This is a genomic window from Agriterribacter sp., from assembly GCF_035497235.1.
GTDB lineage: Bacteria > Bacteroidota > Bacteroidia > Chitinophagales > Chitinophagaceae > Agriterribacter.
On the sequence record NZ_DATJEB010000041.1, the window covers coordinates 18,318 to 43,674 of the forward strand.

Consider the following 25,357-nt stretch of genomic DNA (forward strand, 5'->3'; position numbering starts at 1 on the left):
GTCTATTCCGGGGCATTCTTTAACAGGTATTTGGAAGGGAGGCTTTTACCCATGCAGCATATACATGGTTTGCCAATTTTGCCTGGCTGTTTTCTGAATGCCTCCTTTAAACTATGTTTGCAAATTATTTTGATCATGCACAGTTAGAACAATGAAAGTTACAGAACACCTGCGCCAGGCTAAAGGAACATTGGTATCTTTTGAAATATTACCCCCCTTAAAGGGCAAAACCATTAACTCTATTTATGATCATTTAGATCCGTTAATGGAATTCAAGCCTTCTTTTATTAATGTAACCTACCACCGGGCAGAGCATATCTTTAAGAAAAAAGCCGACAGCAGCTTTGAAAAGGTGGAGATCAGGAAGCGGCCGGGAACGGTAGGCATTTGCGCCGCTATTATGAACCACTATAAGGTGGATGCGGTTCCACACCTTATTTGCGGAGGCTTTACCGTTCGTGAAACGGAAGACGCGCTGATTGATCTTTATTTTCTGGGCATTGATAATGTGCTGGTATTACGCGGGGATGCGGCAAAGAATGAAACTTTTTTTGAGCCGGAGCCTGAAGGGCATCAGTATGCTATTGATCTGCTGAAACAAACCGTAAATCTTAACAATGGCATTTACTTGGAAGAAAGTATCCGCAATGGTTTCCGAACCAATTTTTGCATTGGCGTAGCGGGTTACCCCGAAAAGCATTTTGAATCGCCCAATACTTCTACCGACATGCTTTACCTTAAAGCTAAAGTAGATGCAGGCGCGGAATATATTGTAACGCAAATGTTTTTTGATAACCAGAAATATTTTGATTTCGTTAAAAATTGTCGTCAAAACGGCATTGATATTCCCATCATTCCCGGGTTAAAGCCTATTTCTTCTATCAAACAACTGAGTGTATTGCCCCGTACTTTTCATGTGGATATACCCACCGAGCTGAGTACGGAAATACTGAAATGCAAAACAGATGCTGATGTGGAGCTGGTAGGAACGGAGTGGCTGAAACAACAATCCATTGAACTCAAAAAAGCCGGGGCCCCTGTATTGCATTATTATACACTGGGCAGACCAAAGATCATTGAAAACGTGGTAAGAGCGATTTTGTAGATGGATTTGAGGCAATCAGGTATCGGGTGTCAGGTATCAGGTGAGGAACTGTTAACGATAGGCTGAGTACTCCTCTTTCTCCTTTTCACCTCTCACTTTTCACTTTTCACCTCTCTTCATTCTGCTAAGGTGTGCAGCAGCTTTTCATTAATTTTTACAGGGTACTTCTTTTTTAACAATTTAATCCATTTGGCTTCAAGCACCGCCTGGTAATCGTTAATCACCAGTCCCCTGGCTTCATCAAAGCTCCTTTGTGCGGGCTGATGATATACATTTAATACATACATGAAATTAGTTGAGCCACTTGCCGTATCCGTTACGCGTTCTGTAATTTCACCTGGTTGTATATTTTTCTTTGCCCCCGGAATTTGTTCCAGTTCAAACCTGGCCGAATCGGCAATGATTTTTCCCTGGCTGCTTTCTCCCAGGGTTCTCCATTTCCCGGCGTAGTTATTGATATCGCTGCTTACCGCTTCGGCTGTTGCAGGGTCGGTTGTTGTAAAAAAAATAGCATTTGCACTGGGTCCCCAGGTGTAATTTGCTTTATGCTGATTGTAATACGCCGCTAATTCTTTTTTATCTTTTGCGGCTTTATCCCAAACCTGTTCTTCCATTATTTCAAATAGCAGGTTGCCTTCTGAAAACTCAGTTAGCTGGTTGCGGAAATTTATATTGTAATCTTCAAGATGAGCCTGGTAATACGATTTTGCCGATGCGGCAACAAACTGGTTCATTAAAGCTGCATAAGGTAACGGATTGGTATAACCGCTTTTTACCGATTGAATAAAGTTCAGCCAGTCCTTTATCGTGCTGCTTTGTTTATTAAACGAAAACAAAACGGTTTGGCCTGTTATGTTTTCTTGAGGAGTAAAGCTATTCTGTACCAGGAAGCTGTCGGTTAAACGCCACAAAAGTTCGTCCTGGTGAAATTGCTTTTTGTAACCGGTTTCATTTACTATACGGCCGGCAAATTGCCCGCGGGCAATAGCTGTACGGGCATCCTGCGTAACTGCTTCCTTAAACAATGCTTCCGCCTGCATACTGTCTGTACTTACCGGGAAATGTTTGATGCGCTTAACAATATGAATGCCAAATGCGGTTTCAAAAGGAATCGAAACATCCCCGTCTTTTTGTAAGGCAAACACTGCATTTTCAAAAACGGGATCATACCTGCCTGTGCCAAAGTCCGGCATCAGGCCGCCGGTAGTATACGCGTTTCTTTCCGAGCTGAATTGTTTTGCCAGGGTAAAGAAATCACTCCCTTTCTGCAACACCCGGTATAATGAATCCGCTAATTTTTTTTGCGTTTGCTTTTCTCCGGCCGAAGCGCCAGGTGTGTAAGCCAATAGTATTTGTGCGGCCCGCATGTTGCCTGATGCGGGTTTTGCGGCTGTTCTTTTGATGATATGATATCCAGCACTGCTTTTATAAGGCGTGGAAAATGCACCATTTTGCAGGGTATAAGCAATAGACTCCAGTTCATAAGGCAGTGAAAACACGGTAATAAAACCAATATCGCCCTTATTGTTTTTTACCGAAGGGTCTAATGAATACTTTTCTGCAACCGCAGAAAAGCTGCTGCCATTCCGCAATTCGGTGTAGGCCTTATTGATATTTTCAAAAGCTGCTAAAGTATCTGTTGCGGCATGCAGGGAAGCGTTTTGAATATAGCCTGTATCAAAGGGGATAAATATATGTGATATCCGGATGTCTTCCTGGCTGCGTTTAAAAGCTTCCGCTACCAGGGTGTGCATCCTATCGTTATCCGTCATATAATCTGCTTCAATTTGCCGGCGAAAATGAAGAAGATCATTTTTCTGTCCGGGTAATGTGTCCATTTTGCGATCTTTAGCCGCCTGTACCTTTAATTTAAAGGCAATGAAAAGATCAAGATAATCCCGCACAGCCTGTTCGCTTTTATTGCTTGTATTGTTTTTATTAAAGGCCCTTAAAAATTCTTCTTTATCCACTTTATGTTTGCCATAGGTAAAAAGTGTTTGCGCGGAAAGGTAGGTTCCCGGTGAAAACAGCGCCATTAGAAGAAGTATTTTTTTCATCACGTTACTTCAGTTTTATTTGCAGCAGCTCATCCAACTGATCATGATTTAATTTTTTGGCAAGGATGTTTTTATCCTTATCTAACAGGTATAGTACAGGCGTTTGGTACACATCGTACAATTGTTTATACCCTGGTTTATTTGCCGCATATTCCGCGTCTTTTACGGCGGGTAACTGGTATACATGTGTCCAGCCTTTGAGCCGGTGTTCCCGTATAAATTTCAGCCAGGCTTCCTTCCCCCCGTCTGTCATTACCCCATACAACTGAACGCCCTGCCGCTTCCATTTGTTCTGAAAGAGCGAATCTAATTGAGGTACTTCCGTTTGGCAATGACCGCAGGTAGGATCCCAGAAGCAAATAACAATATAGGGCGCTTTAACGCCGTATAGCGGAGCAGGCTTACCTGATGTGTCCACCATATTCATGTCAGCGGCTTTTTCACCAATAAGGTTGGCCATTACACTATACGCGCGGTCAAACACCGCTTTCCTGTACTTGTCGTTAAGCCAGTAATCCGCTTTTCCCGGGGCATAATATCTTTCGAAAAGATTAACGAAAACCGCGTCCTGACCCATGTACACGGGATTGATATATTTTTCAGTAAGGGCGGAAAGGATAAATTTGAACATCTCCTTATTGCTCATCGAAGCGTCTAAGATTTTGTTGGCCGCTTTGCTCAGTGTATCGGGCTGCTGCTGCAGTACATTACTGAAATACCTTTGCAGCTTAGGTTCAAAAACCGGTGTGCGCACCAAACGTTCATCCGTAAACGATACACCGTCCCAGTAATGCTGTTTGTAGTATTGATAGGCAAAGGCTGAATCGTATTTGCCACCCGGATGCGCGGATGCTTCCGGTACTTTGGGTTCCTGCAGGATATGGAAAATAGCGCTGAGTAAATGTGCGGGATGGGCTTTTATAAACTGTTCGCGGTATTGCTGCATATCCGTATTCAGGGCAGTAACCGCCGATTTTATTTTAGCCGAATCCGGATCGCCAGGGTTTTCCTTTAGCCGCTTCTGCAATAAAGCGGCGGCTTTACCTTTTTCCTGTGCCGTTTTCTGGTAAACCTGGAACAACTGGTTGTCCGGCGAATGGATGAACTGCGTTTTACCAATGATGTCGCTGGTATCAGCCGTAACTGCAAAATGTTGTTGTTTATCTACCAGTATTTCAAACCAGCCATTTTTTTGGGGAAAGATAACCATGTATACACCACCAAATAATTTCTCCTTTCCTGAAAAGGTAACTTCATTTTTATCGTTGATGGCAGCAGAGTCAATAATATATTGCTTATTGCCGAAGTGATGCCCGAGGTAGAGATAACCATTAGTAAACGGTTTGAGCGTTACCTTTATCTGGTAGCCATTTTGGGTAAAGCCTGGTATTCCGGCCAAAAGAAATATAAAAAATAAAATGGGGGTCTTCATGCTTTTATTGCTGTAAGGCCTGCAAATCTATTTAAAAAGAGTGTTGGTGCCGGGTAATTAACGTACTATTTAGCTTTTTGTTGAGCAATGAAAACAGGAAATATTTGTTTGCTTTCCGGAAGTGGTAACCATATTTTAAATATACTTGTAATTAATTCTTATCTCCTTAAACCCCGAACGCTGTTATGAAATACTTGAGTCCGATTGCCTGTTTTATTTTTATGCTGGCAGCAATACCCGCTTATACGCAGCATATTGATTTTTCCAAAGCCGTTATATGGGTGAGCAATGATAAAAAAATGCCGCTTGACAAACCCGTGCAGGTATTGCGGGAAGAAATTGCAAAAAGAACGCAGTTATTACTTCCTGTTGTGGCAAAACAGCCCGATGAAGGACAGCCGGTTATTTACGTGCTTACCGGTGACCGTGGGTCTAAACTGCCGAAACCTGTACGTAGCGTATTAAGCGCAGTGGCTGAACCCGGAGATGAAGGCTTCCGGCTGGTAGTAATGAAGGAGCAAAACGCGGTAGTAATAACGGCTAAGGACGCCCGAAGTGTGTTGTATGGTGTGGGACGGTTATTGAGGAAAGCTGATATGCGTCCGGGAGCATTGCTGATGCCGGAAAACCTTGTGCTGTCAACCGCTCCCAGGTATCCCATCCGCGGCCACCAGTTGGGTTACCGGCCCAAAACCAATTCATATGATGCTTTTTCTGTAAAGCAGTTCGATCAGTATATACGCGAACTGGCCCTGTTTGGCGCCAACAGTATTGAAATTATGCCGCCCCGTACAGATGATGATGACAGCAGTGTGCATATGCAGCTTCCATCGGCAAAAATGATGGTAGAGCAATCAAAGATTGCCAAATCGTATAATTTAGATGTGTGGATGTGGTACCCGAATATGGGGCCCGATTATACCAACAGGGATTCTCTTAAAAAGGAAATGCAGGAACGGATAGAAGTGTTTGCTGCTTTACCAAAATTAGATCATCTTTTTGTTCCCGGCGGCGATCCGGGCGACCTGGAACCGGATGTGCTTTTTGACTGGCTCGGTAAGGTAGCTGTGGCATTACGCCAGTTTCATCCCAATGCTAAAATATGGGTTTCACCACAGGTGTTTCGTCCCAATCAAAAATGGTTCAATGATTTTTTCAAACATATAAACAGCGGCTATCCCTGGCTGGGAGGAGTTGTTTTCGGCCCCTGGGTTAAAATACCGCTTCCCGAGATCAGGAAACGGGTTAATGAAAACATTCCTATACGGCGATATCCCGATATCACCCATAGCCTGAGCTGCCAGTACCCAGTACCTGACTGGGATGTAGCCTATGCAATGACGTTAGGGAGAGAATGCGTGAATCCCCGGCCGGAAGACGAAAAACATATTCATAACCTCCTTGCATCCTATGCTTCAGGCAGTATCAGTTATTCGGAAGGCACCAACGATGATGTGAATAAATTTATATGGAGCGACCAGGACTGGGATCCGCAAACGCCGGTAATGGAAACTTTGCGCGATTACAGCCGTTTGTTTATGGATGCTGATATTACGGAAGCAGCGGCACAGGGTATCATGAACCTTGAGGCAAACTTCAGCGGCGCCCTGCTTACCAATGAAAAGGTTGAACAAACCCTGCGGCAATGGCAGCAAATAGAAAGTGCAGCTTCACCTGAACTCATAAAAAATTTTCGTTTCCAGATGTGCCTGTTAAGAGCATATTATGATGCTTATATACAGCGCCGGTTAATGCATGAAAAAGCATTGGAGGCGCAGGCAAAAGATATCCTGCAAAATGCAACCGGCGAAACTTCATCGGTTGCTATTCTCCAGGCAAGGATGATATTGGAAAAGGCCGTGGAAGAGCCGGTAGGACAAGCATTAAAAGAAAAATGCCTGGTGCTTGCCGATTCGTTGTTCAGCAGTATTGGGGCGCAACTTACCATTGAAAAGCACGGCGCCATGCCCGGCAGGGGGAACTTTATAGACAATATAGATATACCCCTCAACAATGCGCCCTGGCTGCTGGATCAGCTTGCTGTATTGGAGAAGATAGCAGATGACACGGAGCGGCTGAATAAAATAAAGGAAATGCTTCACCGGACCGACCCCGGTCCCGGAGGGTTTTATGACCATTTCGGATCCGTGCAAAGCAAGTATAGGGTAGTGGCGGATAAAACATGGGAGCAAGACCCCGGCAGCCTGCAATCGCCAAGAATAAGTTTTGGCGTAGGAGTTATAGGAGAGGAATGGGTACATGAAGTGCGGTCGCAGGGCTTTTCGGGACAAACCACGCCAAATGCCTGGATGAGCCAGATCAATACTTTGTACGATACGCCGCTGAAGATCAGGTATGATAACTTAGATACAACGGCCACCTACAAAATGCGCATAACCTATACCGGCAGGTTCCGGTCAAAACAAAAGCTGGTAGCTAACGGCAATATCGTTATTCATGATTTTATGCAAACCGGTGAGAAGCCTGTATATGAGTTTGATATTCCAAAAGAAGCTACGGCCGGCGGACAGGTAACTTTTACCTGGACATGTGGCGAGGGCCAGCGGGGATCGCAGGTAACGGAGGTGTGGCTGATGAGAAAATAGCCCGGGCTTCGCAAAGGGCGACAATAATTCTGCGTTGAAAAATAGCAAAACACATAGGCTCAATAGAAACATAGGCACACAATAGAGAGAAAAATCACATACTAAAGAGTAATAGAAGATTAAACCTATGTGCGCCTGTGTGGCTATGTGTTTAAATATAGCCACATAGTGAATTACTTTATCATTTAGCAGTAATCCAATCCATAATCAAATTGGCTCTTGCGCCCGTTTCGCCGGTGCTTGGGCATTTGCCCCCGCCTCTCAGTTGCTGCACGATGGTTTCCAGCAGGGGTTGCTGCACATGGGCCGGATAGGGAACATCGTATTCCACTGTTCCTTCCGGCGTTTCTACCAGTATTTTACTGCTTTCAAAAAACGAAAAACTGATCTTCCCTTTGGAGCCAATGAGCTGCGACTGATCAATCCGTTGCGCTTTGTTAACTGTATAACACCAGCTTCCTGTTCCCAATATGCCCGATTCAAATTCAAAACTGGCTACTACCATATCATCGGCCGGATACAAGCCGGCCTGGTTACGTGCTATGCCCTTTGCATATTTCACAGGTCCAAACGCATATTCCAGGAAATCGAACTGGTGCGAGGCAAGATCGTGGAAATGGCCGCCGCCGGAGATTTCCGGGTACACACGCCAGCGGGGTTGTGCATTTTCTCCTACTTCTTCACTATAGGGCTGCCAGTGCAATGCTATAATAATGCAACGGATATCTCCTATCGCTTTCGCGTCAATCAGTGCTTTCAATTTCACAAAATAGGGTAGGGTACGCCGGTAGTAAGCAACAAAAAGGGGTACCCCTGTTTCGCGGCTCACCCTGTTCATCGCTTCGCATTCGGCAAAATTCCGCGCCATAGGTTTTTCAACATATACCGGCTTACCCGCCTGCATGGCTTTTGTAGCGTATTCAGGATGCACATCGGGTGGAGTGGCAATATATATGGCATTTACATCGGGGTCGTTGATCAGGTCGTCCACATTATCGTACCATTTGGGTACGCTATGCCTTTGAGCGTAATCTGCGGCCTTTTCTATTTTCCGGGCCATTACCGCAACTAATTTTGAGTGTGGTACTTTATTAATAGCCGGCGCGCCGCTCTTTTTTTCGGTTACATTACCGCAACCTATCATGCCCCATTGTATTTCCTGCATATATATGTGTTAGAGATATAAAATAAAAAGGAAAAGCACCGTACCGGTTTGCCCCCTGTAACCTGCACCCTATATAACCTGCCCCTTCCTTTTACACCACCGGCATATCTTCCGGTATTGCAGCCTCACCGGCTGTCATATCACCAACCGCTTTTTTTATAGCGCTTATATCGGCATTGAGCTTTTGACTGAACAAAGCAATGTCTGTACTGTGCACTACAATGTTTGCACCTTCCTTTACCCATTTTGCCTGGCGTTCGGGCTCAAGAGAAAAATGGATAGCGATAGACAGTCCTTTATTTCTGGTGGTATGAATGATGTGTTTAACTGCTTTTTCAAATACAGGGTGATCGTATTGCTCGGGTATGCCGAGGCTGATAGACAGATCATGCGGCCCGATAAATACAGCATCTAATCCGGGTACACTTAATAAATCATCCAGCTTATTCATTGCCGGAACGCTTTCAATATTAGCGATGCATATATTACCCTTGTTGTAATTGTTTAAATAAGTTTTCATTTCAGCAGATAATGCCTGCTCTCCTTTTAATACCTTTTGTAATATTTCTCCCTTCAACGGACGGAATTTTGTAGCGCCCGCTAATTCCCTGATTTGTTCCACCGATTCTAAGTAAGGAGCAATAACGCCTTTAGCGCCGCCATCAATGCACTGGCATGCCAGGTAGGGATCGGGAGATGGAATACGTACAATGGGTGTTATGCCGTATACCTGCATAATCTGGCACATCTTTGCCATGTCGGCGCGGTTTATCGCGGTGTGCTCTGTATCTATAAATGCAAAATCGAGTGCGGCCTTTTTAAAAACCAGCGGCCAGCCCGGCGCTGTTGAAGTAAAACAGGTGCCGTATATGTTTTGTCCGTTTTTTAATTTTTGCAACAGATCCATATGCTATATCTTATTTTGTTATTTTTTTTGGGTCTGCTACTGCATACTTAATAGATTTTGCTTTTTCTCCGTTATGCCATGAATAGGTCATATGCAATAATCCGTCCTGTGCCTGAATAAGTGACGGATAAGAATACCTGCCATTTTCTTTTGGATGGTCCTCGATCCTTGTTTTCCATTTCCAGGTTTTTCCTTCATCGTCCGATATATAAAGGCTCAGTATATATCTTCCATCATCAATATCATTGCCCAAAAAGACCCATTTGCCGTCTTTTAATACACAAATTTCTACACTGGCAGAATTGGGTATAGTTGTTTTTACAGAAGTTGTCCATCTTTCACCTTCATCCGCCGACTGGCTGGTATGCACCCTGGTGGGTGAATCACCACTATCACGCATAAACGCTACAACAGTACCATCTTTTTTTTGTGCGAGCGCAGGTTGTATAGGCCCTCTGCCTACGATGGGCAGGCTGGGCCGCCAGGTTTCACCATCATCGTCAGAAATAGCTACCAGCGACATATTAAATCCGTCCGAGTATAACGGGAGTAATATTCTTCCCTTATCGGTGATCAATGGTTTTATACGTGTCATCCACCCTATGCTGCGTTTGCGAGCATCCTTACTTGCTTCAATAATCATATTATCGTATTTGGGTGCATACTCTGACCAGCCATGCCCCAAGGGAGGCATTTGTTTGAATTTTGCTTCCGTTTCCTTGGCAAAATCATCACCGGGCTTAAGCAAAATATTATCCTGCCAGCTCCATACCGGTGCTCCGGGCTTAAGATAATCAGAAGATGTTTTATACCGCAATATGGAATACTCCCAGCGATTGGCCTGCACGGCAATCCATACTAAAAACAATTTACCTTTTTTGTTCAGGAACAATACGGGATTACAATCCGGAAGCCCCGGCGTATCGGCCAGTAAAAAAGGCTCGCTCCATTTTTGCTGGCCCTTTTTCAACCTTGCTCCGATGATCTTTACATCATCGGCGCTTCTTTCGCCACTTCCATAAAACCATGCAGCTAAGTAGTCACCATTGGGTAATGCCACCAGAGTGCTGCCATGAACATGTTTATCCTGAGCAGGAAAGATGAGCTGGGATTCGACTACCGGCGACTGCGAAAAAACAAAATGGGCGAGAAAAGAAAAAATGATAATGAATGCGGGCTTTTTCATTGAAGATGATTAATAGTACTGTGTTGATTGCGAAAAGCCGGATCGGATGCGGATACATCGCCTGCTTTTACTTCTCGGGAAGCATTAATACAGATTAGCAAAATGCCCTGCCGCTCATCACGAATCGTAATCCACAGCGTTTCCTGTTTGCGATTTATTTTTAAGATCTGTTATTTCTTTCTGCATATTTTTCACTTTAAGCAACAGATGTGCAATCGCATCAATACCTTCCATATTTATGCCCAGTTCATAATGCAGTCGTATAAATTTTTCCAGCTCGTGCAACTGCGTGTTGTGAATAAATTGTTTTTCTTCAACAGAGAGGAGTTCAATGAGTCCATACTCATTCAGCGATTGTATAAATGTTAGCTCTATATGGTAATGTGCGCAACATGCTTCAGGAGTAATCAGTTCTTCCGTATTTGGCATCGTTGATGATTTAAAATTAAGATTGAGATAATTCCCTGAATAGGGCTTTTTGCTTTTCGGTAAGGTTAACCGGTATGTTAATAAGCCATGTTATTATCAGATCGCCGTATGTTCCTTCTTTTTTATATACCGGGAAGCCTTTTCCTTTTAGTCTTATTTTAGTGTTGTTTTGTGTCTCAGGATTCACTTTTAATTTTACTTTGCCATCAAGGATATCTATTGTTTTTTCGCCACCCAGCACGGCGGTGTACAAATCGAGCTCCACAGTGGTATACAGGTCATCTCCAAGCCGTTTAAAAACAGGGTCTTCCGCTATGGAGAATGTTATGTACAGGTCGCCGGCCGGCCCCCCGTTTACGCCGGGTCCTCCATGCCCTTTCAGCTTAATGGTTTGCGCGTTGGCAATGCCGGCAGGTATGGTAATGCGGATATTTTTTTCGTTGATCGTAAAAACGCGTTGGTGCGTGGTATACGCTTCTCTTAAGCCGATTTGCAGTTCTGCGTTATAATCCTGCCCCCGGAATTTTGGCTGGCTCCTGCCGCCGCGCGAACTTCCTCCAAACATGGAAGTAAAAAAGTCGGAGAAGTCGCCGGATGAAAAATCGCCGCTAAACGACTCTCCGCCCGTAAAAGCCCCATAGCGTCCCGCTTCCTGTTGCGATTGTTTGGTTTTTTCATAGGACTCCGCGTGCTGCCAGTTTTGCCCGTACTGGTCATATTTTTTTCTTTTTTCGGGATCGCTCAATACTTCATTGGCTTCATTGATCTGTTGAAATTTCTTATTGGCCTCCTTATCGTTCGGGTTCAGATCGGGGTGATATTGGCGTGCTAATTTCCGGTATGCTTTTTTTACTTGTTCTGTGCTGGCGGTTTTATCCAATCCCAGTATCTTATAATAGTCAATGAATTCCATAAAACGAACGTATATATGTTATTAAACCGGGGATAAATGTACTAAAAGAATAGGTTTCCGGGGAAAGAGGCGCCAGGAATCAGAGCCATCAGGCGAATAGCTACTAACTGCAGGATCAATACTCCTTACTTTGTAGTACTCGTAGCCGACAGCCTTCTCCGGAGTTTTTGATTTGTGGTTTATGGTTTGTAGTTACATTTCGCTTCGGATTTCGGATCTACAGGATTCAGGAAGCCTTATGCAATATTTTATGTGTTTTAACCGCGCTGCGGTGGCTTTGCAAATGTTTTTCGTGTATGATGGTGGCAAGCGGTTTGCCATATACTTTGCTTTCCACCCAGGAAATAATATCGAGATAGGCAAAAGCCCTGGTTTCAAAACGGTTTTTTTCGAGATGCTTGATTTTATACAGGAATTTTTCCAGTTCGGGTTTTAACTGGCGTGGCGATACCCGGAATGAACTGCGCAGGAAGCGAAACATCTCTTCTTCCACCACGGTAAGATTTTTCATTTTCGCCATAAAGCGGTAAACCGATTTTATGAGTGATTCAATGATTTCATCATTACCCAGCTCATAATGCGCCATCAGGTGCATCAGGCGTGCATAGCATTGCAGATCATTACGGAGGTCAAGCGGGCCGTTAATGATTCTTTGGAGGTAGTCAATTGCTTTTTCGTATTGTTCCGCCCCAAAGTATAAGGTGGCGATCTTGTAATTAAAAACCAGTATGCGGTGCCTGTCTACATAAAGCGCGTACTCTTTGAGGTTAGCTTCTATTCCGGGGATCAATGCCAGTCCTTCCTCAAAAGTACCGGTCATCAGGTGCCAGTTAACCCGGGCAACGTTAATGTAGATGGAAGTGTGAATGCGGAAATTATCGTGATGCCTGGCAACCGGGGTTTCGGCAAATGCTTCAAACTGGCGCAAAGTGCCCTGGAATTTCCTGTAATTGCGCAGGTCAAAATGAGCGTTCAGCAAATTGTGCATGCCTTTTATAAAGTGGCCTGTTTCCACAGTAATCATAGTAGTATGCTCTTTAAACAGGGTTATCCATTTTTCGCTGTACCGGTAATACATTAAAAAATCCTGCCGTACAAAAGCATACCAGCAATAGCTCTGGTACAGGTAAAGGTTTTCATAAAAACCGTTAATGCTGTTAATAGAAGGCGGGATATTGCTTTTAAAAAACGCTTTAATGTCCTTTTCATCCTCCACATTGCGGGCATGGCCAAATTTAATATACCAGCGGTACAGCAGCAGGGCAAGGTTCGACAAACGGGTTACCCTGTCAATATGCGCGCTGATCTCAAGCGCTTCACTGGTAAGCTGTTCCGTTTTTTCGAGCGTACTGCGGGTAATATGCAGGGTCTCTATTTTTTTTTCGAGGGAAATAACCTGCGCCAGGAAGTTGAACTTCTGGTTGGTTTTAGCCAACTCCTTGGCCTTTTCCAATATTCTGAGACTTTGTATTTTTAAACCTTTATTATAGAGCAAACGGGCATGGTCGAGATGCTCACTCAGTTGAAGATCAGTGTTTTCGGTGGTTTTAAGCAGGCGCAGGCTCGATAAAAGCTGCTTGTATAAGTGTGTTTTTAAATTGGCCAACTGCGGTTTGGTAACGCCTTTAAGCCTGGTAAGCAATTGCTTTTCATCATATTCATGCAGCTTCTCCAGGGCGTCAAACAGTTGAATGATCTTCAGGTCTTCTTTACCCGAACTTCTTTTTATATATAGCTTGAAATGCCTTTTTTCAGCCTTTTCCAGCGATCGAACCAATTGAAATAAAGCATCTGTAAAACTGTTGGACATCATAGTAAAAATTTCCTGAAACACTGTGCCACAAAGGGTTTTATATTAGCACACCGCTTTTTGGCATGATAAAATTACGAACAACTTGTTTTGCAGGGCAAAAATTCGTGTGTTACTTTTACATCAGCAAGTGAGAAAAGAAGAAAAAGGCAAGCAATCGTGAAGCAAGAATCAGGCAAGTGTTAGAGGCATCTCAATGAAAGCAGCAAACTGCAATCATTTACAGAACAAGACTTATTAAGAATTTTCATATGGCAAGCAATCGTTAGAGGTCATCTGTTTCTACAGAAGACCTTCTTTTTTTATTTAGGTGCCAAATCTACAGTATTTTTCTTTGAAAATTAATTTTTCCTTAACTTTTTATTTTGTGTCCGGTTCATCGGGTAATCTCCCTTTTAAATGAAGACTGCTTTCCTCTTCTTTTCCGGGATTTCTTATACATCCCTGTAAAAAGTAATTTTATGAGAATGTAATATATACATTACATTTGGTAAAGTAAAAATTACTTTTATGAAGCACAATTCTTTTCCTTATTCCTATTGGACAAAAATTTTAGGGTTAATGGTAATTATTGCCGGAGTGATCAGCTTTTTCCGGCAATATCATAAAAAGGGAATTTTCGATGTAAATGAATTAGCCATCGGACTTAGCTGGGGACTTGTTTTTATCTTTTTTTCCAAAGAAAGAACAGATGACGAAATGATACACGGACTCAAATTTAAAGCATTAACGCGGGCTATTATTGTAGCGTTTTCTGTCACGCATCTTTATAATTACCTTTTTTTGAATTGGCGTTTCAACAGGGAGCATGATATAATCCTTTCTGTTTCCGCTTATCAGTTTTTGGCCCTAACACTCATTATCGCCACAATAAGCTTTCATTATTTAAAGCACAGGGCAACGTTAAATGACGCGGAATGAAGAATCTTATAAAAGTTGAGCGGGCAAGGCAAAATATGACACAAGCGGAATTAGCGGAAAAAGTGAAAGTTGCCCGGCAAACCATCATTGCAATTGAAGCCGGCAGGTTTGTTCCTTCTACCACGTTAGCCTTTAAAATTGCCGCAGTACTTAATTGTAAAGCAGACGAAATTTTCGAGCTTGAAGATAAGGATTGGCTGTAGGTTTAGACGCAGCATGACAGACAACGCTTATTTTTGCTGTTTATGGGCAGAAAGAAAATTAAAAACCAGGTACTGGAGCAACTATTGGTGGAGAACTACGCGGCGGAGGGTAAATCACTCAGCAGGGTAAACGGTAAAGTAATTTTTATTGAGGGCGCTGTTCCGGGTGACGTAGTGGATGTGTTACTGGGAAAAAATAAAAAAGATTGGGCAGAAGGGAAAGCCATTCGCTTTCATACCTTGTCTGCCGGCAGAACCGAGCCTTTTTGCAATCACTTTGGGGTTTGCGGCGGATGCAAATGGCAAATGCTGCCTTATGAAAAGCAATTGGAATATAAGCAAAATGAAGTGGAGCAGAACCTGCGCAGGCTGGGGCATATCCATTTACCTCCTTTACTGCCTATCCTGGGTTGTGATAAAACCGTACGCTACCGCAATAAATTAGAGTTTACTTTTAGCAATCACAGGTATAAAACATGGGATGAAATACAAAATGATCCCATACCACTACAACTCCGCGGCGAAAGAAAAGAAGATCCGGCGCTGGGTTTTCATGTGCCGCGCATTTTTGACAAGGTTATTGATATTACCACCTGCCACCTGATGGAAGAACCCACCAATCTTATCAAAAACACCGTGCGTGATTTTTCTATACAGCAGGGCTACCCTTTTTATGATATCCGGCGGCATACCGGCTGGCTGCGTAACCTTATTATCCGCGTATGCACAACGGGAGAGGTAATGGTAAATATTTGTTTGGCTTACGATGAAAAAGCGGAGCGGGAAAGGCTGTTGAACCACCTTTTAGAACAGGTACCCTCCATTACTACCTTACTGTATACTATTAATTCAAAGAAGAACGACAGTATATACGACCTGGCGCCCCAAATATATTACGGCAAAGGATATATTACGGAGTGCCTGGAAGATTTTCAGTTTAAAATTAGTCCAAAGTCATTTTTTCAAACCAACAGCAGGCAGGGCGAAAAACTATACCAGGTAACCCGCGATTTTGCTGAACTAACGGGTAAAGAAACCGTATACGACCTGTATTGCGGCACCGGAAGCATTGGTATTTTTGTAAGCAAACTGGCAAAAAAAGTAATAGGGGTGGAACTCATACCCGAAGCCATAACCGATGCTAAGGAAAATGCTTTGTTAAACAATATGGCGCATACCCGGTTTTTTGCGGGTGATGTAATTGCTGTATGCAATGACGCTTTTTTTGAACAGCATGGCAAACCCGATGTAATTATTACCGATCCTCCGCGGGCAGGCATGCATGAAAAATTAGTGCGGAAAATATTAGAAATGCAGGCGCCGCTGGTAGTTTATGTAAGTTGCAATTCGGCAACGCAGGCCAGAGACCTGCAACTGCTGCATGAAAAATACGAGGTAACAAAAGTGCAGCCTGTAGATATGTTTCCGCATACCCACCATATAGAAAATGTGGTGCAGTTGAAACTAAAATAATGTTATTGTGCAGGGCATCAGATTATACGATAAGGTTTATTATCAGCCATAGTTTATTTTCGCATATAATCAAATCAATTGAATCATTATGACAGAATTTCGTCCGGGCGGATTCCAGGTACTACCGGTAGTTGTAAAAAACTTATTGATCATTAACGGGTTGGTTTTTTTGGCGCAGGTAACTTTTGAGCAAACCGGGATGGGTTCCTTGGAAAATCTTTTTGCCCTGCATGATGTGCATTCTGTATACTTCCGCCCTCACCAGTTGGTCACACATCTTTTTATGCATGGGAGCTTAGGGCATATCTTCTTTAATATGTTTGCCTTATGGATGTTTGGGAATGTTTTGGAAAATTACTGGGGCGCTAAAAGGTTTCTCATTTTTTATATTGCCTGCGGACTGGGCGCCGGTATACTACACCTGGGGGTGTTGTACTATGAGAATATTCCCGTCATGGAACTTTTTCATTCCTTACCTGCCCTTCAGCAGGAAGAACTTTTATATTCTCCCAATTTTAAAGTTAATATCGCAACAGTAGGGGCTTCAGGCGCTGTTTTTGGCTGCCTTGCCGCTTTCGGCTACCTTTTTCCCAACAGCCTCATCTACCTGTACTTTTTTATACCTATCAAGGCCAAATGGTTTGTTTTAATGTATGCGGCAATGGAGTTCTTTATGGGCGTACGCAATTCGGCCGGAGATAACGTGGCCCACTGGGCGCATCTGGGCGGTGCCCTGGTAGGCTTTTTGCTGGTATTGTACTGGAATAAAACAAGCCGGAGAAAATTTTATTAGTAATTTTACCGTGTTAACTTGAAGCGAAAATTTTTAAGTATGGGGGTGCTTGAGCAAACAAAAACGAGGAAGGTTTTTTTTGGTGCCGATAACGATGCGCTGGTGCGGATCATTATCATTAATATACTGGTTACCGCTATCCTTTTCTTTATCCGATCCATTTACCAGCTTTCAGATATTGATCTTTCCCGGTTTCAGTCCGACATAGCAGGCTGGTTTATATTGCCTGCCGGCGCAGCCACCTTAATTACCCGCCCGTGGACCTTATTTACTTTCATGTTTTCGCACACTGATATATGGAGCCTTATTGCCAACATGCTTTGGTTATGGGCTTTTGGATTTATTATTCAGAGTTTGTTTGGAGGCAGAAAATTAGCACCCCTGTATATTTACGGCGGGCTGGCAGGAGCCATAGTGTATATTTTGTGCAGTAATTTTATTCCTTCACTCGCGTCCCATGCTTCAACAATGACCTTGTCTGGCGCCAACGCGTCTGTTATGGCCATTGCCGTAGCGGCTACTGTGGCCGCTCCCGGCTATCGCATTTTTCCCATGCTCAATGGGGGCATTCCTTTATGGGTATTGACGGTGATTTACGCGGTAATCAGTTTTGCAGGAACTTCTTTTAGTAATCCTGCCGCATACGGTTCAGCGCTGGCCGGAGCGGCAATGGGCTTTTTATTTGTGAACCGTCTTAATAAAGGATATGATCCCGGAAGGTGGATGACCTGGCTATACGACTGGTTTTTTGATTTATTTAATCCGGATAAAACATTTAATCCGGATTCGGCCCGGCGCCGTATTTTTTATGACGCGCACGGAAAGCCACCCTATAAAAAGAAACCTAATTTAAACCAGGAACGCGTTGATGAAATTTTAGATAAAATCAATAAAACCGGGTATCATAGTCTTTCGCACGATGAAAAAGATATCTTACACCGGGCAAGCGAAGAAGACTTATAATTTTGCTGCATGTTCCGTAAATTCATCAGGCGTTTTTTTCTTATTGCTTATTTTATTGTTGTTGTTTTTTTCCTGGCCGCCTGCCTTTCGCCTTATTTGAATCCTGCTACCTGGTGGTTTTTTGGTTTTTTAGGATTAGCTTTTCCTTACCTGCTTATTGGATTGCTTCTTTTCTTAGGAGGATGGCTTTTTACCCGGTCCAAATGGAGCTGGCTTGCCATTGTTGCCTTGCTGTTAGGGTGGAAGAATATTTCATCGGTTTTCGCTTTCCATCCCTTCCGTTCATTTGATAAAGAAAAAAAAGAAGCGGGTACTTTACGGATCATGACCTGGAATATCAAGGGATTTTTTCCTTCGGAGGATATTAAAAACAAAGCAACACGGATTGCCCATCGGGAAAGCATATTTGGAGTTATACGTGATTATGATCCTGATATCATTGCCATCCAGGAATTTTATGCTATAGAAACCAGCAATTGGTTTAATAATCTCACCGGTCTCAGGAACATGGGCTACCGGTATTATTATTTCCCGGGCGACTTTGAAAGATATAAAGACAATCGAAGTGGCACAGCTATTTTTTCAAAATACCCAATAATAGATTCCGCAAGAACGTATATGCCCCAGGACGCCGGAGATAATGTGGAAAGCCTGCTAAGCGTTGATATTATATACAACACCGATACCATAAGTGTTTTTACCGGTCATTTGCAATCGTACAGGTTTATGCCGGAAGACTATAGTAATTTTTCAAAGATCAGGAGCGACCCCAACGAAAGAATTGACGCCTCAAAAAGCATTATCCGCAAAATGCGGGTGGCTTTTGAGAAACGTGCTGTACAAACGGACATCATACGTCAGCAGTTAGATGAAAGCGCATATCCTGAAATTTTTTGTGGTGATTTAAACGATGTTCCCAACTCCTATGCTTATTTTTCTGTGAAGAATAAAAAAAGAGATGCTTTTATTGCCTGGGGATTTGGTTTTGGGCAAACCTTTTATAATTTTTCGTCCAATTTTATGCGCCGCATCCCTACAATCAGGATAGACTATATTTTTACCGATCCCCGTTTTACAATTAAGCAATGTACCCGCGTTCCGGTAATATTATCAGACCATATACCCGTGGTAGCAGATATTCAACTGAATGCCAAATAGCGGCCTGCGGCCTGTTTAACACGGGGTTTATCAACCGGAATATTATTCCATTTATATTTGCAATAAACATATACAATATCAAACAGAGATATGGCAGAACTGAAAATTTATAACTCACTGACCAGGCAAAAAGAAGTGTTTACGCCCATTACGCCGGAACACGTAGGCATGTATGTATGCGGTCCTACGGTTTACAGTGATGTGCACCTGGGCAACTGCCGTACTTTTATTTCGTTTGATATTATTTACCGTTACTTAAAATACCTTGGATATAAAGTAAGGTATGTACGCAATATTACCGATGCGGGACACTTAGAGGGCGACAGGGATGAAGGGGATGACAAGTTTTCAAAAAAAGCCCGGCTGGAAAAGCTGGAGCCAATGGAAATTGTTCAGAAATATACCCTGGGTTTTCACAAAGTGATGGAATTGTTTAACAACCTTCCGCCCACCATTGAGCCCACGGCAACCGGCCATATTTCCGAACAAATTGAAATGGTAAAGCATATCCTCAAAAATGGCTACGCTTACGAGGTAGATGGTACCGTTTACTTTGATGTGGAGAAATACGATAAGGAAAAACCCTATGGCATTCTTACCAACAGGAAGCTGGAAGATTTGCTGGAAGGTACCCGCGACCTCAGCGGACAGGATGAAAAAAAAGGGCGGCTGGATTTTGCATTATGGATCAAAGCAAAACCAGAGCATTTAATGCAATGGCCCTCCCCATGGGGCATGGGCTTCCCGGGATGGCATATAGAATGTTCGGCGATGAGTGAAAAATACCTGGGGAAACAATTTGATATTCATGGCGGTGGAATGGACCTGGCGGCAACGCATCATACCAATGAAATTGCACAATCGGAGGCCTGCTATAACGTGAGCCCCGCTCATTACTGGATACATACCAATATGCTCACCGTTAATGGTGCACGCATGAGCAAAAGTGCGGGTAATGGCTTTTTGCCCGAACAATTGTTCACAGGCGATCATCCCCTGCTTGAAAAAGCCTATTCGCCCATGACGGTACGCTTTTTTATGCTGCAAACACATTACCGCAGCACACTCGACTTCAGCAATGAGGCTTTGCAGGCCGCTGAAAAAGGACTAAAAAGGTTATGGGAAGCATACGAAAACCTGGAGCAGTTACAGCAGCAGGCATCGGGGTTGCAGGAAGTAGCATCAAACAGTAAAACAGATAGTCATTGCCGTGAGCTGATTGCAGGGTTTGATACCTCCATGAGCGATGATTTTAATACAGCGAAAGTGCTGGCTAATATGTTTGAATTAGTTCCCGTTATTAATTCTTTTAAGGGCGGGCAAATACCAATACACAGTATCAGCAAATCTACATTTGATTTGCTGCAAAAGCAGTTTACTGCCTATTTAAGAGATGTTTTTGGGTTGAAAGATGATAAAGCCGCCGGTAACGGACGCTTAGACGGTGTGCTGCAGCTACTGATACAAATCAGGAAGGAAGCAAGGGCAAGAAAGGATTTTGCAACATCCGATAAAATACGGAATGAACTTCAGCAGCAGGGCATTATATTGAAAGATGAAAAAGACGGGAATATAAGCTGGAGCATTATATAAAAGAACTGCGCATGCACTACGTGGCACATCTTTGTAAAGATAAAAAACTGAAAAACCTGCTCCAATGGCAACCGGCATTTCAGTTAAAGCAAAGGAGGGATATTCATCTCTATCTCTGCGCTTCTATTATGAGTCAGCAACTTTCGGTTAAAGTAGCCGATATTATTTACAAACGTTTTCTTAACCTGTATGGAACTAAAAAGCCCGGTGCCCTGCAGATAAGCCAAACTCCGTTTGATGTTTTACGCTCTATTGGCTTGTCGGCTGCTAAAACCGGTTATGTATTAAACGTAGCTACATTTGCTATCGAGCAGGGAATAACTACCCGCATGTTAAGCCAAATGGATAATGAGGAAGTGATTGCTTATATAACGCAAATAAAAGGTGTTGGCAGGTGGACGGCGGAAATGCTGCTGATGTTTGCCCTTGGGCGGGAAGATGTTTTTTCGGCCGATGACCTGGGCATACAAACGGCTATGCGGCATTTATATAAGCTGGATAATACGGATAAAAAAAAATTCAGACGGCAAATACTAAGCATATCTGAAAAGTGGGCGCCGTACCGCACCTTCGCCTGCATGCATTTATGGGCATGGAAAGATATAAAGGAGGAAATTTGAAAATGTGAGAAATGTGAAAATGTGAGAATGGATAAGGGTTGTAGGGGAAGGAGAACAGATCTGTGAGAGGTGAAAAGAAAAAGGTAAAAGAAAGGGGCGATTCAGCCTGTCAATAGTAGTACTCAACTGATCGCTCCTGACTGCTTGCCATAACCCTTCATTTGCGTTCTTTGCTCCGTTGCGCCCTTTGTGTGAAACAATCCGAATTGATAAACTACAAATTACAAACCACAAATTGCTATAGCAACGTTTTTACCAATTCATCCCATTCCTCCTGCAATGTAACAGAAGGATAAGATTTTCCGGCGCGGTTATACCAATACCGGGCGTTGGCCGCATCGCCTTCTTTACGGTGCAGGTAGGCATGAATATGGGATGCGGTATTGTTATGTATATCCTGTATCATATCATGCGCCTTATTCCAGTCTCCCCGGGCGTCATACCATAAGGATTGCAAATAAGCGGAAACCATTACAGGCGGCTTGCCGGCGCTGAGACTGGAAATAAAATTTTCAAATTCCATGCGGCAAAAGTAAAAAGAAATAATATTTGAGAGCGGTTAAAAACCAGGCCGGCCTTAATTTATTTGGCTTAGTTTTGCACGGTTTTAAAATACTGTATTGATCATTAAAGTAAATATATAATCATGTCTGTGATTGTTGTTGGGTCCATGGCTTTTGATGCAATTGAAACCCCTTTCGGGAAAAGTAATAAAATTGTGGGTGGCGCGGCCACTTATATTGCCTGGAGCGCATCTAACTTCGCCAAACCCATTCATCAAATTTCTGTTGTAGGTGGCGATTTCCCGCAGGAAGAGCTGGATATACTGGAAGCCAGGGGCGTGCAGATGGAAGGCGTACAGATAAAGAAAGATAAAAAATCCTTTTTCTGGAGGGGCAGGTATCACATGGATATGAATACCCGCGATACACTGGAAACACAGTTAAATGTACTGGGCGACTTTGAGCCTGTTGTGCCTGCCAGTTACCAGGGTGCCGATATTTTAATGCTCGGCAACCTGTCGCCTGCCGTTCAGCTCAGCGTGATAAAACAATTAAAAGAACGCCCTAAGCTGGTTGTACTGGATACCATGAATTTTTGGATGGAAACAGCCATGCCCGACCTGGAAAAAGTACTGAAAGAAGTTGATGTATTACTGGTGAACGACAGCGAAGCCAGGCAATTAAGTGCGCAATATTCGCTGGTACGGGCTGCAAAGGTGATCATGAAAATGGGTCCGAAATACCTGGTTATTAAAAAAGGAGAACACGGGGCTTTACTTTTCCATGGAGATCATGTGTTTTTTGCGCCTGCACTGCCCATAGATGAAGTATTTGATCCAACCGGCGCGGGAGATACTTTTGCAGGCGGCTTTGTAGGTTACCTGGACAGTACAAAAGATTTTTCTTTTGAAGGCATGAAATCTGCTATTATTATTGGTTCGGCTATCGCTTCTTTTTGTGTGGAAAAATTTGGAACTACCCGGCTGCGTGAGCTAACGAGGAAAAATATTGATGAAAGAGTACAGCAATTTGTTGAACTGGTGAACTTTGATATCGCATTGGTATAACCCGGCAGCTATTCCATTCAAATAAATTTAAATTACGGCGTAGGTATAGCGCTATGCTTTACCCGCTTCCCGTCAAATAAAAGAAACATACAGCTATGCCAGTAGTATTACCTGTAAAAGGGGTGTCGCCGGTTTTTGGGGAAAACTGTTACTTAGCTCCCAATGCCACAATAGTGGGAGATGTAACAATGGGAGCTGATTGCAGTGTATGGTTCAATGCTGTAGTAAGAGGAGATGTTAATTCCATTCATATTGGTAATAAAGTAAACATACAGGACGGCGCTGTTATTCATTGCACCTATCAAAAAACAAAAACCATTATTGGTAATAACGTCAGTATTGGCCATAATGCCATTGTGCATGGCTGCACGGTACATGATAATGTATTAATTGGTATGGGCGCCATTGTTATGGATAATGCCGAAATAGGCAGTTATTCTATTATTGCGGCAGGCGCGGTAGTGCTGGAAGGAATGAAAGTGGAAGCAGGCGCCATTTATGCAGGCGTACCCGCTAAAAAAATAAAGGAGGCGCCGGAAGCATTGATCAGCGGGGAGATTAACCGTATTGCCAATAATTATCTTATGTACAGCAGTTGGTTTAAAGAGGAGGGAGAAGAGGGAAAGGGGTAAGGTAGAAAGGGGTGCAGGTGGAGGTTGCAAGTTGCAGGTTGCAGGGAGGTGTCAATTACATTATGCAGCAGTGGTTTACAATAAACATAGCACTACATTATTTTAATACTGATTTACATGAAACAAACGCCCTTTACAGCAAAACATATTGCCGCAGGCGCTAAAATGGCCGAATTTGCCGGTTATAATATGCCCATCAGCTATACAGGAATTAATGATGAACATGCAGCCGTACGTAACAATGCAGGTGTTTTTGACGTTAGCCATATGGGGGAGTTTATTTTTAAAGGCGAAGGAGCATTGGACCTGATTCAGCGGCTAACCACCAATGATGCCTCCAAACTTGCTAACGGTAAAATACAATACAGTTGCCTGACTAACGAAAACGGTGGAATTATAGACGACCTGCTGATATATTGTATTGAATACAATAAAGTATACATGCTGGTGGTTAATGCTTCTAATATTGATAAAGACTGGGACTGGATCAGCCATCATAATACCGGTAATGTGGAAATGCATAATATTTCAGACAAAACCTGTCTTTTAGCCATTCAGGGTCCCCATGCGGCCAAAATTTTGCAACCGCTTACAGAACTGGATATTTTAAACCTGAAGTATTACAATTTCATAAAAGGCAAATTTGCAGGCATAGATAATGTGCTGATCAGCGCAACAGGGTATACCGGCGCGGGTGGCGTAGAAATATATTTTGAAGACCTGCCTGCCGGTGGGCAAGGTAAAAATAGTAATGCAGACGTGGTATGGAATGCCCTTTTTGAGGTAGGTGCCCCAATGGGCTTAAAGCCTATAGGACTCGGCGCAAGGGATACGCTTCGCTTAGAAATGGGATATTGTTTGTATGGTAACGATATTGATGATTTTACCACACCGCTGGAAGCAGGCTTGGGCTGGATCACCAAATTTAGCAAACCCTTTATGGCAAGCGAATATCTTCAAAAACAAAAAGCAGCGGGCGTTGATAAAAAATTAGTAGGCTTTGAAATGATAGATAAGGGTATTCCGCGACATGATTACCGCATTAAAGATGCGGAAGGTAATTTAATTGGACGGGTAACATCGGGTACCCAATCGCCTACTTTGGGAAGAGCCATTGGAATGGGATATGTAACAACTGAATTTGCGGGTATAGACAGCGAAATATACATTGAAGTAAGGGATAAACTCCTGAAGGCGAAAGTGTCAAAACTGCCCTTTGTTCAGCAACAATCATAATGCTTATAAAACAACCTTTAATATCCTATGGTCTCCATTCATCTTACCACATTTATAAAAGCCCCGGTTGAGCGGGTATTTGATCTTTGCCGTAATACCACTGTATATAAAAAAGCACTGGAAGGCCGTAGCGAAAATTTATCGGCCAGTGCCGGAGGAATTTTAGTAAACGCGGGCGATACCATTACGCTTTCTGCCAAACACCTCGCTAAAACAAGGGTTATTACTGCAAGGGTAATGGAAATGACTATACCCGAAAAATTTGTTGAAGAACAGGTAAAAGGAGATATGAAGAGTTTCCGCCATGAGCATCATTTTAAACCGGTTGAAAATGGTACCCTGGTAATTGATTTGGTTGAAATGGAAGAGCCCAGGGATGCCGTGGGAGGCGTGCTGGGCAAATTGTTTATGAAAAATTATTTTGAAAAATTATTGAACAAACGCAATGCGCTGATTAAGCTATACGCCGAATCGGAGAAATGGCGTGCGGTAATGGGCTGATCTTTTGCGCAAATTCCGCTTTCTTTCAGATATTTGCAGCTTTCGCTATAGCGTGGTATTAACGATATGAAAGGTAACAAACCT

At 43.2% G+C, this 25,357-nt stretch carries 23 protein-coding genes; 14 read left to right on the forward strand and 9 right to left on the reverse strand.

From position 1 onward, the window contains the following. The first annotated feature begins 151 nt into the window (after positions 1 to 151). On the forward strand, positions 152 to 1,105 hold the full coding sequence (locus VL121_RS14590) for a methylenetetrahydrofolate reductase (RefSeq protein WP_325406578.1): 954 nt from the start codon (positions 152 to 154) through the stop codon (positions 1,103 to 1,105). A 116-nt stretch (positions 1,106 to 1,221) separates the two neighbouring features. On the opposite strand, the gene VL121_RS14595 is transcribed toward VL121_RS14590, so the two are convergent. Both VL121_RS14595 and VL121_RS14600 read right to left on the reverse strand, forming a co-directional pair. Next, on the reverse strand, positions 1,222 to 3,162 hold the full coding sequence (locus VL121_RS14595; RefSeq protein ID WP_325406580.1) for a peptidylprolyl isomerase: 1,941 nt from the start codon (positions 3,160 to 3,162) through the stop codon (positions 1,222 to 1,224). A gap of 4 nt (positions 3,163 to 3,166) precedes the next feature. Beyond that, positions 3,167 to 4,594, reverse strand: coding sequence for a redoxin domain-containing protein (locus VL121_RS14600; RefSeq protein ID WP_325406582.1), 1,428 nt, complete (start codon positions 4,592 to 4,594; stop codon positions 3,167 to 3,169). A gap of 185 nt (positions 4,595 to 4,779) precedes the next feature. On the opposite strand from VL121_RS14600, the gene VL121_RS14605 reads away from it, so the two are divergent. Beyond that, on the forward strand, positions 4,780 to 7,200 hold the full coding sequence (locus tag VL121_RS14605; RefSeq protein ID WP_325406584.1) for a hypothetical protein: 2,421 nt from the start codon (positions 4,780 to 4,782) through the stop codon (positions 7,198 to 7,200). Positions 7,201 to 7,381: 181 nt separating this feature from the next. Here the strand turns inward: VL121_RS14605 and VL121_RS14610 are convergent, their stop codons facing one another. From VL121_RS14610 to VL121_RS14635, 6 genes are all read right to left on the reverse strand, one after another. Further along, positions 7,382 to 8,365 (reverse strand): Gfo/Idh/MocA family protein, encoded by a 984-nt coding sequence (locus tag VL121_RS14610; protein ID WP_325406586.1) that lies wholly within the window; start codon positions 8,363 to 8,365, stop codon positions 7,382 to 7,384. Positions 8,366 to 8,456: 91 nt separating this feature from the next. Beyond that, positions 8,457 to 9,272: an HpcH/HpaI aldolase family protein gene (locus tag VL121_RS14615; protein ID WP_325406588.1), complete on the reverse strand. Its 816-nt coding sequence runs from the start codon at positions 9,270 to 9,272 to the stop codon at positions 8,457 to 8,459. Between the two features lie 10 nt (positions 9,273 to 9,282). Further along, a complete protein-coding gene (locus VL121_RS14620; RefSeq protein WP_325406590.1) occupies positions 9,283 to 10,458 on the reverse strand; it encodes a sialidase family protein in 1,176 nt (391 codons plus the stop codon). A 117-nt stretch (positions 10,459 to 10,575) separates the two neighbouring features. Next, positions 10,576 to 10,887, reverse strand: coding sequence for a chaperone modulator CbpM (locus tag VL121_RS14625; RefSeq protein ID WP_325406592.1), 312 nt, complete (start codon positions 10,885 to 10,887; stop codon positions 10,576 to 10,578). A 16-nt stretch (positions 10,888 to 10,903) separates the two neighbouring features. Then, the gene (locus tag VL121_RS14630) at positions 10,904 to 11,800 is read right to left on the reverse strand and encodes a J domain-containing protein (protein ID WP_325406594.1); all 897 of its coding nucleotides are present in this window, start codon (positions 11,798 to 11,800) and stop codon (positions 10,904 to 10,906) included. A 226-nt stretch (positions 11,801 to 12,026) separates the two neighbouring features. After that, complete coding sequence (locus VL121_RS14635) at positions 12,027 to 13,613, reverse strand: hypothetical protein (RefSeq protein WP_325406596.1); 1,587 nt, start codon at positions 13,611 to 13,613, stop codon at positions 12,027 to 12,029. Between the two features lie 507 nt (positions 13,614 to 14,120). Here VL121_RS14635 and VL121_RS14640 point away from each other — a divergent pair. The 8 genes from VL121_RS14640 to VL121_RS14675 all read left to right on the forward strand — a co-directional run bounded on the left by VL121_RS14640 (position 14,121) and on the right by VL121_RS14675 (position 21,334). Beyond that, positions 14,121 to 14,531, forward strand: a complete 411-nt coding sequence (locus VL121_RS14640; protein ID WP_325406598.1) for a hypothetical protein — start codon at positions 14,121 to 14,123, stop codon at positions 14,529 to 14,531. Continuing rightward, positions 14,528 to 14,734: a helix-turn-helix transcriptional regulator gene (locus VL121_RS14645; protein WP_325406600.1), complete on the forward strand. Its 207-nt coding sequence runs from the start codon at positions 14,528 to 14,530 to the stop codon at positions 14,732 to 14,734. The genes VL121_RS14640 and VL121_RS14645 overlap by 4 nt, the downstream gene beginning before the upstream one ends. A 42-nt stretch (positions 14,735 to 14,776) precedes the next feature. Beyond that, positions 14,777 to 16,207 (forward strand): 23S rRNA (uracil(1939)-C(5))-methyltransferase RlmD, encoded by a 1,431-nt coding sequence (rlmD, locus tag VL121_RS14650; RefSeq protein ID WP_325406602.1) that lies wholly within the window; start codon positions 14,777 to 14,779, stop codon positions 16,205 to 16,207. 88 nt (positions 16,208 to 16,295) lie between these two features. Further along, complete coding sequence (locus tag VL121_RS14655) at positions 16,296 to 17,000, forward strand: rhomboid family intramembrane serine protease (protein WP_325406604.1); 705 nt, start codon at positions 16,296 to 16,298, stop codon at positions 16,998 to 17,000. A gap of 18 nt (positions 17,001 to 17,018) precedes the next feature. After that, complete coding sequence (locus tag VL121_RS14660) at positions 17,019 to 17,963, forward strand: rhomboid family intramembrane serine protease (protein ID WP_325406606.1); 945 nt, start codon at positions 17,019 to 17,021, stop codon at positions 17,961 to 17,963. Between the two features lie 9 nt (positions 17,964 to 17,972). Beyond that, positions 17,973 to 19,121 carry an endonuclease/exonuclease/phosphatase family protein gene (locus VL121_RS14665; RefSeq protein WP_325406608.1) on the forward strand — a complete coding sequence of 383 codons (1,149 nt, stop codon included), beginning with the start codon at positions 17,973 to 17,975 and terminating at the stop codon, positions 19,119 to 19,121. 90 nt (positions 19,122 to 19,211) lie between these two features. Continuing rightward, positions 19,212 to 20,714, forward strand: coding sequence for a cysteine--tRNA ligase (gene cysS, locus VL121_RS14670; RefSeq protein WP_325406610.1), 1,503 nt, complete (start codon positions 19,212 to 19,214; stop codon positions 20,712 to 20,714). Positions 20,715 to 20,725: 11 nt separating this feature from the next. Then, positions 20,726 to 21,334, forward strand: coding sequence for a DNA-3-methyladenine glycosylase family protein (locus VL121_RS14675; RefSeq protein ID WP_325406612.1), 609 nt, complete (start codon positions 20,726 to 20,728; stop codon positions 21,332 to 21,334). A 238-nt stretch (positions 21,335 to 21,572) separates the two neighbouring features. Here VL121_RS14675 and VL121_RS14680 read toward each other — a convergent pair whose 3' ends face one another. Then, positions 21,573 to 21,857 carry a hypothetical protein gene (locus tag VL121_RS14680; protein ID WP_325406614.1) on the reverse strand — a complete coding sequence of 95 codons (285 nt, stop codon included), beginning with the start codon at positions 21,855 to 21,857 and terminating at the stop codon, positions 21,573 to 21,575. Between the two features lie 123 nt (positions 21,858 to 21,980). Here VL121_RS14680 and VL121_RS14685 point away from each other — a divergent pair, with 123 nt between their 5' ends. From VL121_RS14685 to VL121_RS14700, 4 genes are all read left to right on the forward strand, one after another. After that, positions 21,981 to 22,904: a PfkB family carbohydrate kinase gene (locus VL121_RS14685; RefSeq protein WP_325406616.1), complete on the forward strand. Its 924-nt coding sequence runs from the start codon at positions 21,981 to 21,983 to the stop codon at positions 22,902 to 22,904. A 95-nt stretch (positions 22,905 to 22,999) separates the two neighbouring features. Continuing rightward, on the forward strand, positions 23,000 to 23,536 hold the full coding sequence (locus tag VL121_RS14690; protein ID WP_325406618.1) for a gamma carbonic anhydrase family protein: 537 nt from the start codon (positions 23,000 to 23,002) through the stop codon (positions 23,534 to 23,536). Between the two features lie 117 nt (positions 23,537 to 23,653). Next, entirely contained in the window at positions 23,654 to 24,772 is a 1,119-nt protein-coding gene (gene gcvT, locus VL121_RS14695; RefSeq protein WP_325406620.1) for a glycine cleavage system aminomethyltransferase GcvT, read from the forward strand. 27 nt (positions 24,773 to 24,799) lie between these two features. Continuing rightward, complete coding sequence (locus tag VL121_RS14700; RefSeq protein WP_325406622.1) at positions 24,800 to 25,273, forward strand: SRPBCC family protein; 474 nt, start codon at positions 24,800 to 24,802, stop codon at positions 25,271 to 25,273. The last annotated feature ends 84 nt before the right edge of the window (positions 25,274 to 25,357 follow it).

Excerpts from the sequence above, each read along its gene's own strand:
- VL121_RS14590 (WP_325406578.1), top strand. The coding sequence starts at position 152 with ATGAAAGTTACAGAACACCTGCGCCAGGCTAAAGGAACATTGGTATCT.
- VL121_RS14595 (WP_325406580.1), bottom strand. The coding sequence starts at position 3,162 with ATGAAAAAAATACTTCTTCTAATGGCGCTGTTTTCACCGGGAACCTAC.
- VL121_RS14600 (WP_325406582.1), bottom strand. The coding sequence starts at position 4,594 with ATGAAGACCCCCATTTTATTTTTTATATTTCTTTTGGCCGGAATACCA.
- VL121_RS14605 (WP_325406584.1), top strand. The coding sequence starts at position 4,780 with ATGAAATACTTGAGTCCGATTGCCTGTTTTATTTTTATGCTGGCAGCA.
- VL121_RS14610 (WP_325406586.1), bottom strand. The coding sequence starts at position 8,365 with ATGCAGGAAATACAATGGGGCATGATAGGTTGCGGTAATGTAACCGAA.
- VL121_RS14615 (WP_325406588.1), bottom strand. The coding sequence starts at position 9,272 with ATGGATCTGTTGCAAAAATTAAAAAACGGACAAAACATATACGGCACC.
- VL121_RS14620 (WP_325406590.1), bottom strand. The coding sequence starts at position 10,458 with ATGAAAAAGCCCGCATTCATTATCATTTTTTCTTTTCTCGCCCATTTT.
- VL121_RS14625 (WP_325406592.1), bottom strand. The coding sequence starts at position 10,887 with ATGCCAAATACGGAAGAACTGATTACTCCTGAAGCATGTTGCGCACAT.
- VL121_RS14630 (WP_325406594.1), bottom strand. The coding sequence starts at position 11,800 with ATGGAATTCATTGACTATTATAAGATACTGGGATTGGATAAAACCGCC.
- VL121_RS14635 (WP_325406596.1), bottom strand. The coding sequence starts at position 13,613 with ATGATGTCCAACAGTTTTACAGATGCTTTATTTCAATTGGTTCGATCG.
- VL121_RS14640 (WP_325406598.1), top strand. The coding sequence starts at position 14,121 with ATGAAGCACAATTCTTTTCCTTATTCCTATTGGACAAAAATTTTAGGG.
- VL121_RS14645 (WP_325406600.1), top strand. The coding sequence starts at position 14,528 with ATGAAGAATCTTATAAAAGTTGAGCGGGCAAGGCAAAATATGACACAA.
- rlmD (WP_325406602.1), top strand. The coding sequence starts at position 14,777 with ATGGGCAGAAAGAAAATTAAAAACCAGGTACTGGAGCAACTATTGGTG.
- VL121_RS14655 (WP_325406604.1), top strand. The coding sequence starts at position 16,296 with ATGACAGAATTTCGTCCGGGCGGATTCCAGGTACTACCGGTAGTTGTA.
- VL121_RS14665 (WP_325406608.1), top strand. The coding sequence starts at position 17,973 with ATGTTCCGTAAATTCATCAGGCGTTTTTTTCTTATTGCTTATTTTATT.
- cysS (WP_325406610.1), top strand. The coding sequence starts at position 19,212 with ATGGCAGAACTGAAAATTTATAACTCACTGACCAGGCAAAAAGAAGTG.
- VL121_RS14675 (WP_325406612.1), top strand. The coding sequence starts at position 20,726 with ATGCACTACGTGGCACATCTTTGTAAAGATAAAAAACTGAAAAACCTG.
- VL121_RS14680 (WP_325406614.1), bottom strand. The coding sequence starts at position 21,857 with ATGGAATTTGAAAATTTTATTTCCAGTCTCAGCGCCGGCAAGCCGCCT.
- VL121_RS14685 (WP_325406616.1), top strand. The coding sequence starts at position 21,981 with ATGTCTGTGATTGTTGTTGGGTCCATGGCTTTTGATGCAATTGAAACC.
- VL121_RS14690 (WP_325406618.1), top strand. The coding sequence starts at position 23,000 with ATGCCAGTAGTATTACCTGTAAAAGGGGTGTCGCCGGTTTTTGGGGAA.
- gcvT (WP_325406620.1), top strand. The coding sequence starts at position 23,654 with ATGAAACAAACGCCCTTTACAGCAAAACATATTGCCGCAGGCGCTAAA.
- VL121_RS14700 (WP_325406622.1), top strand. The coding sequence starts at position 24,800 with ATGGTCTCCATTCATCTTACCACATTTATAAAAGCCCCGGTTGAGCGG.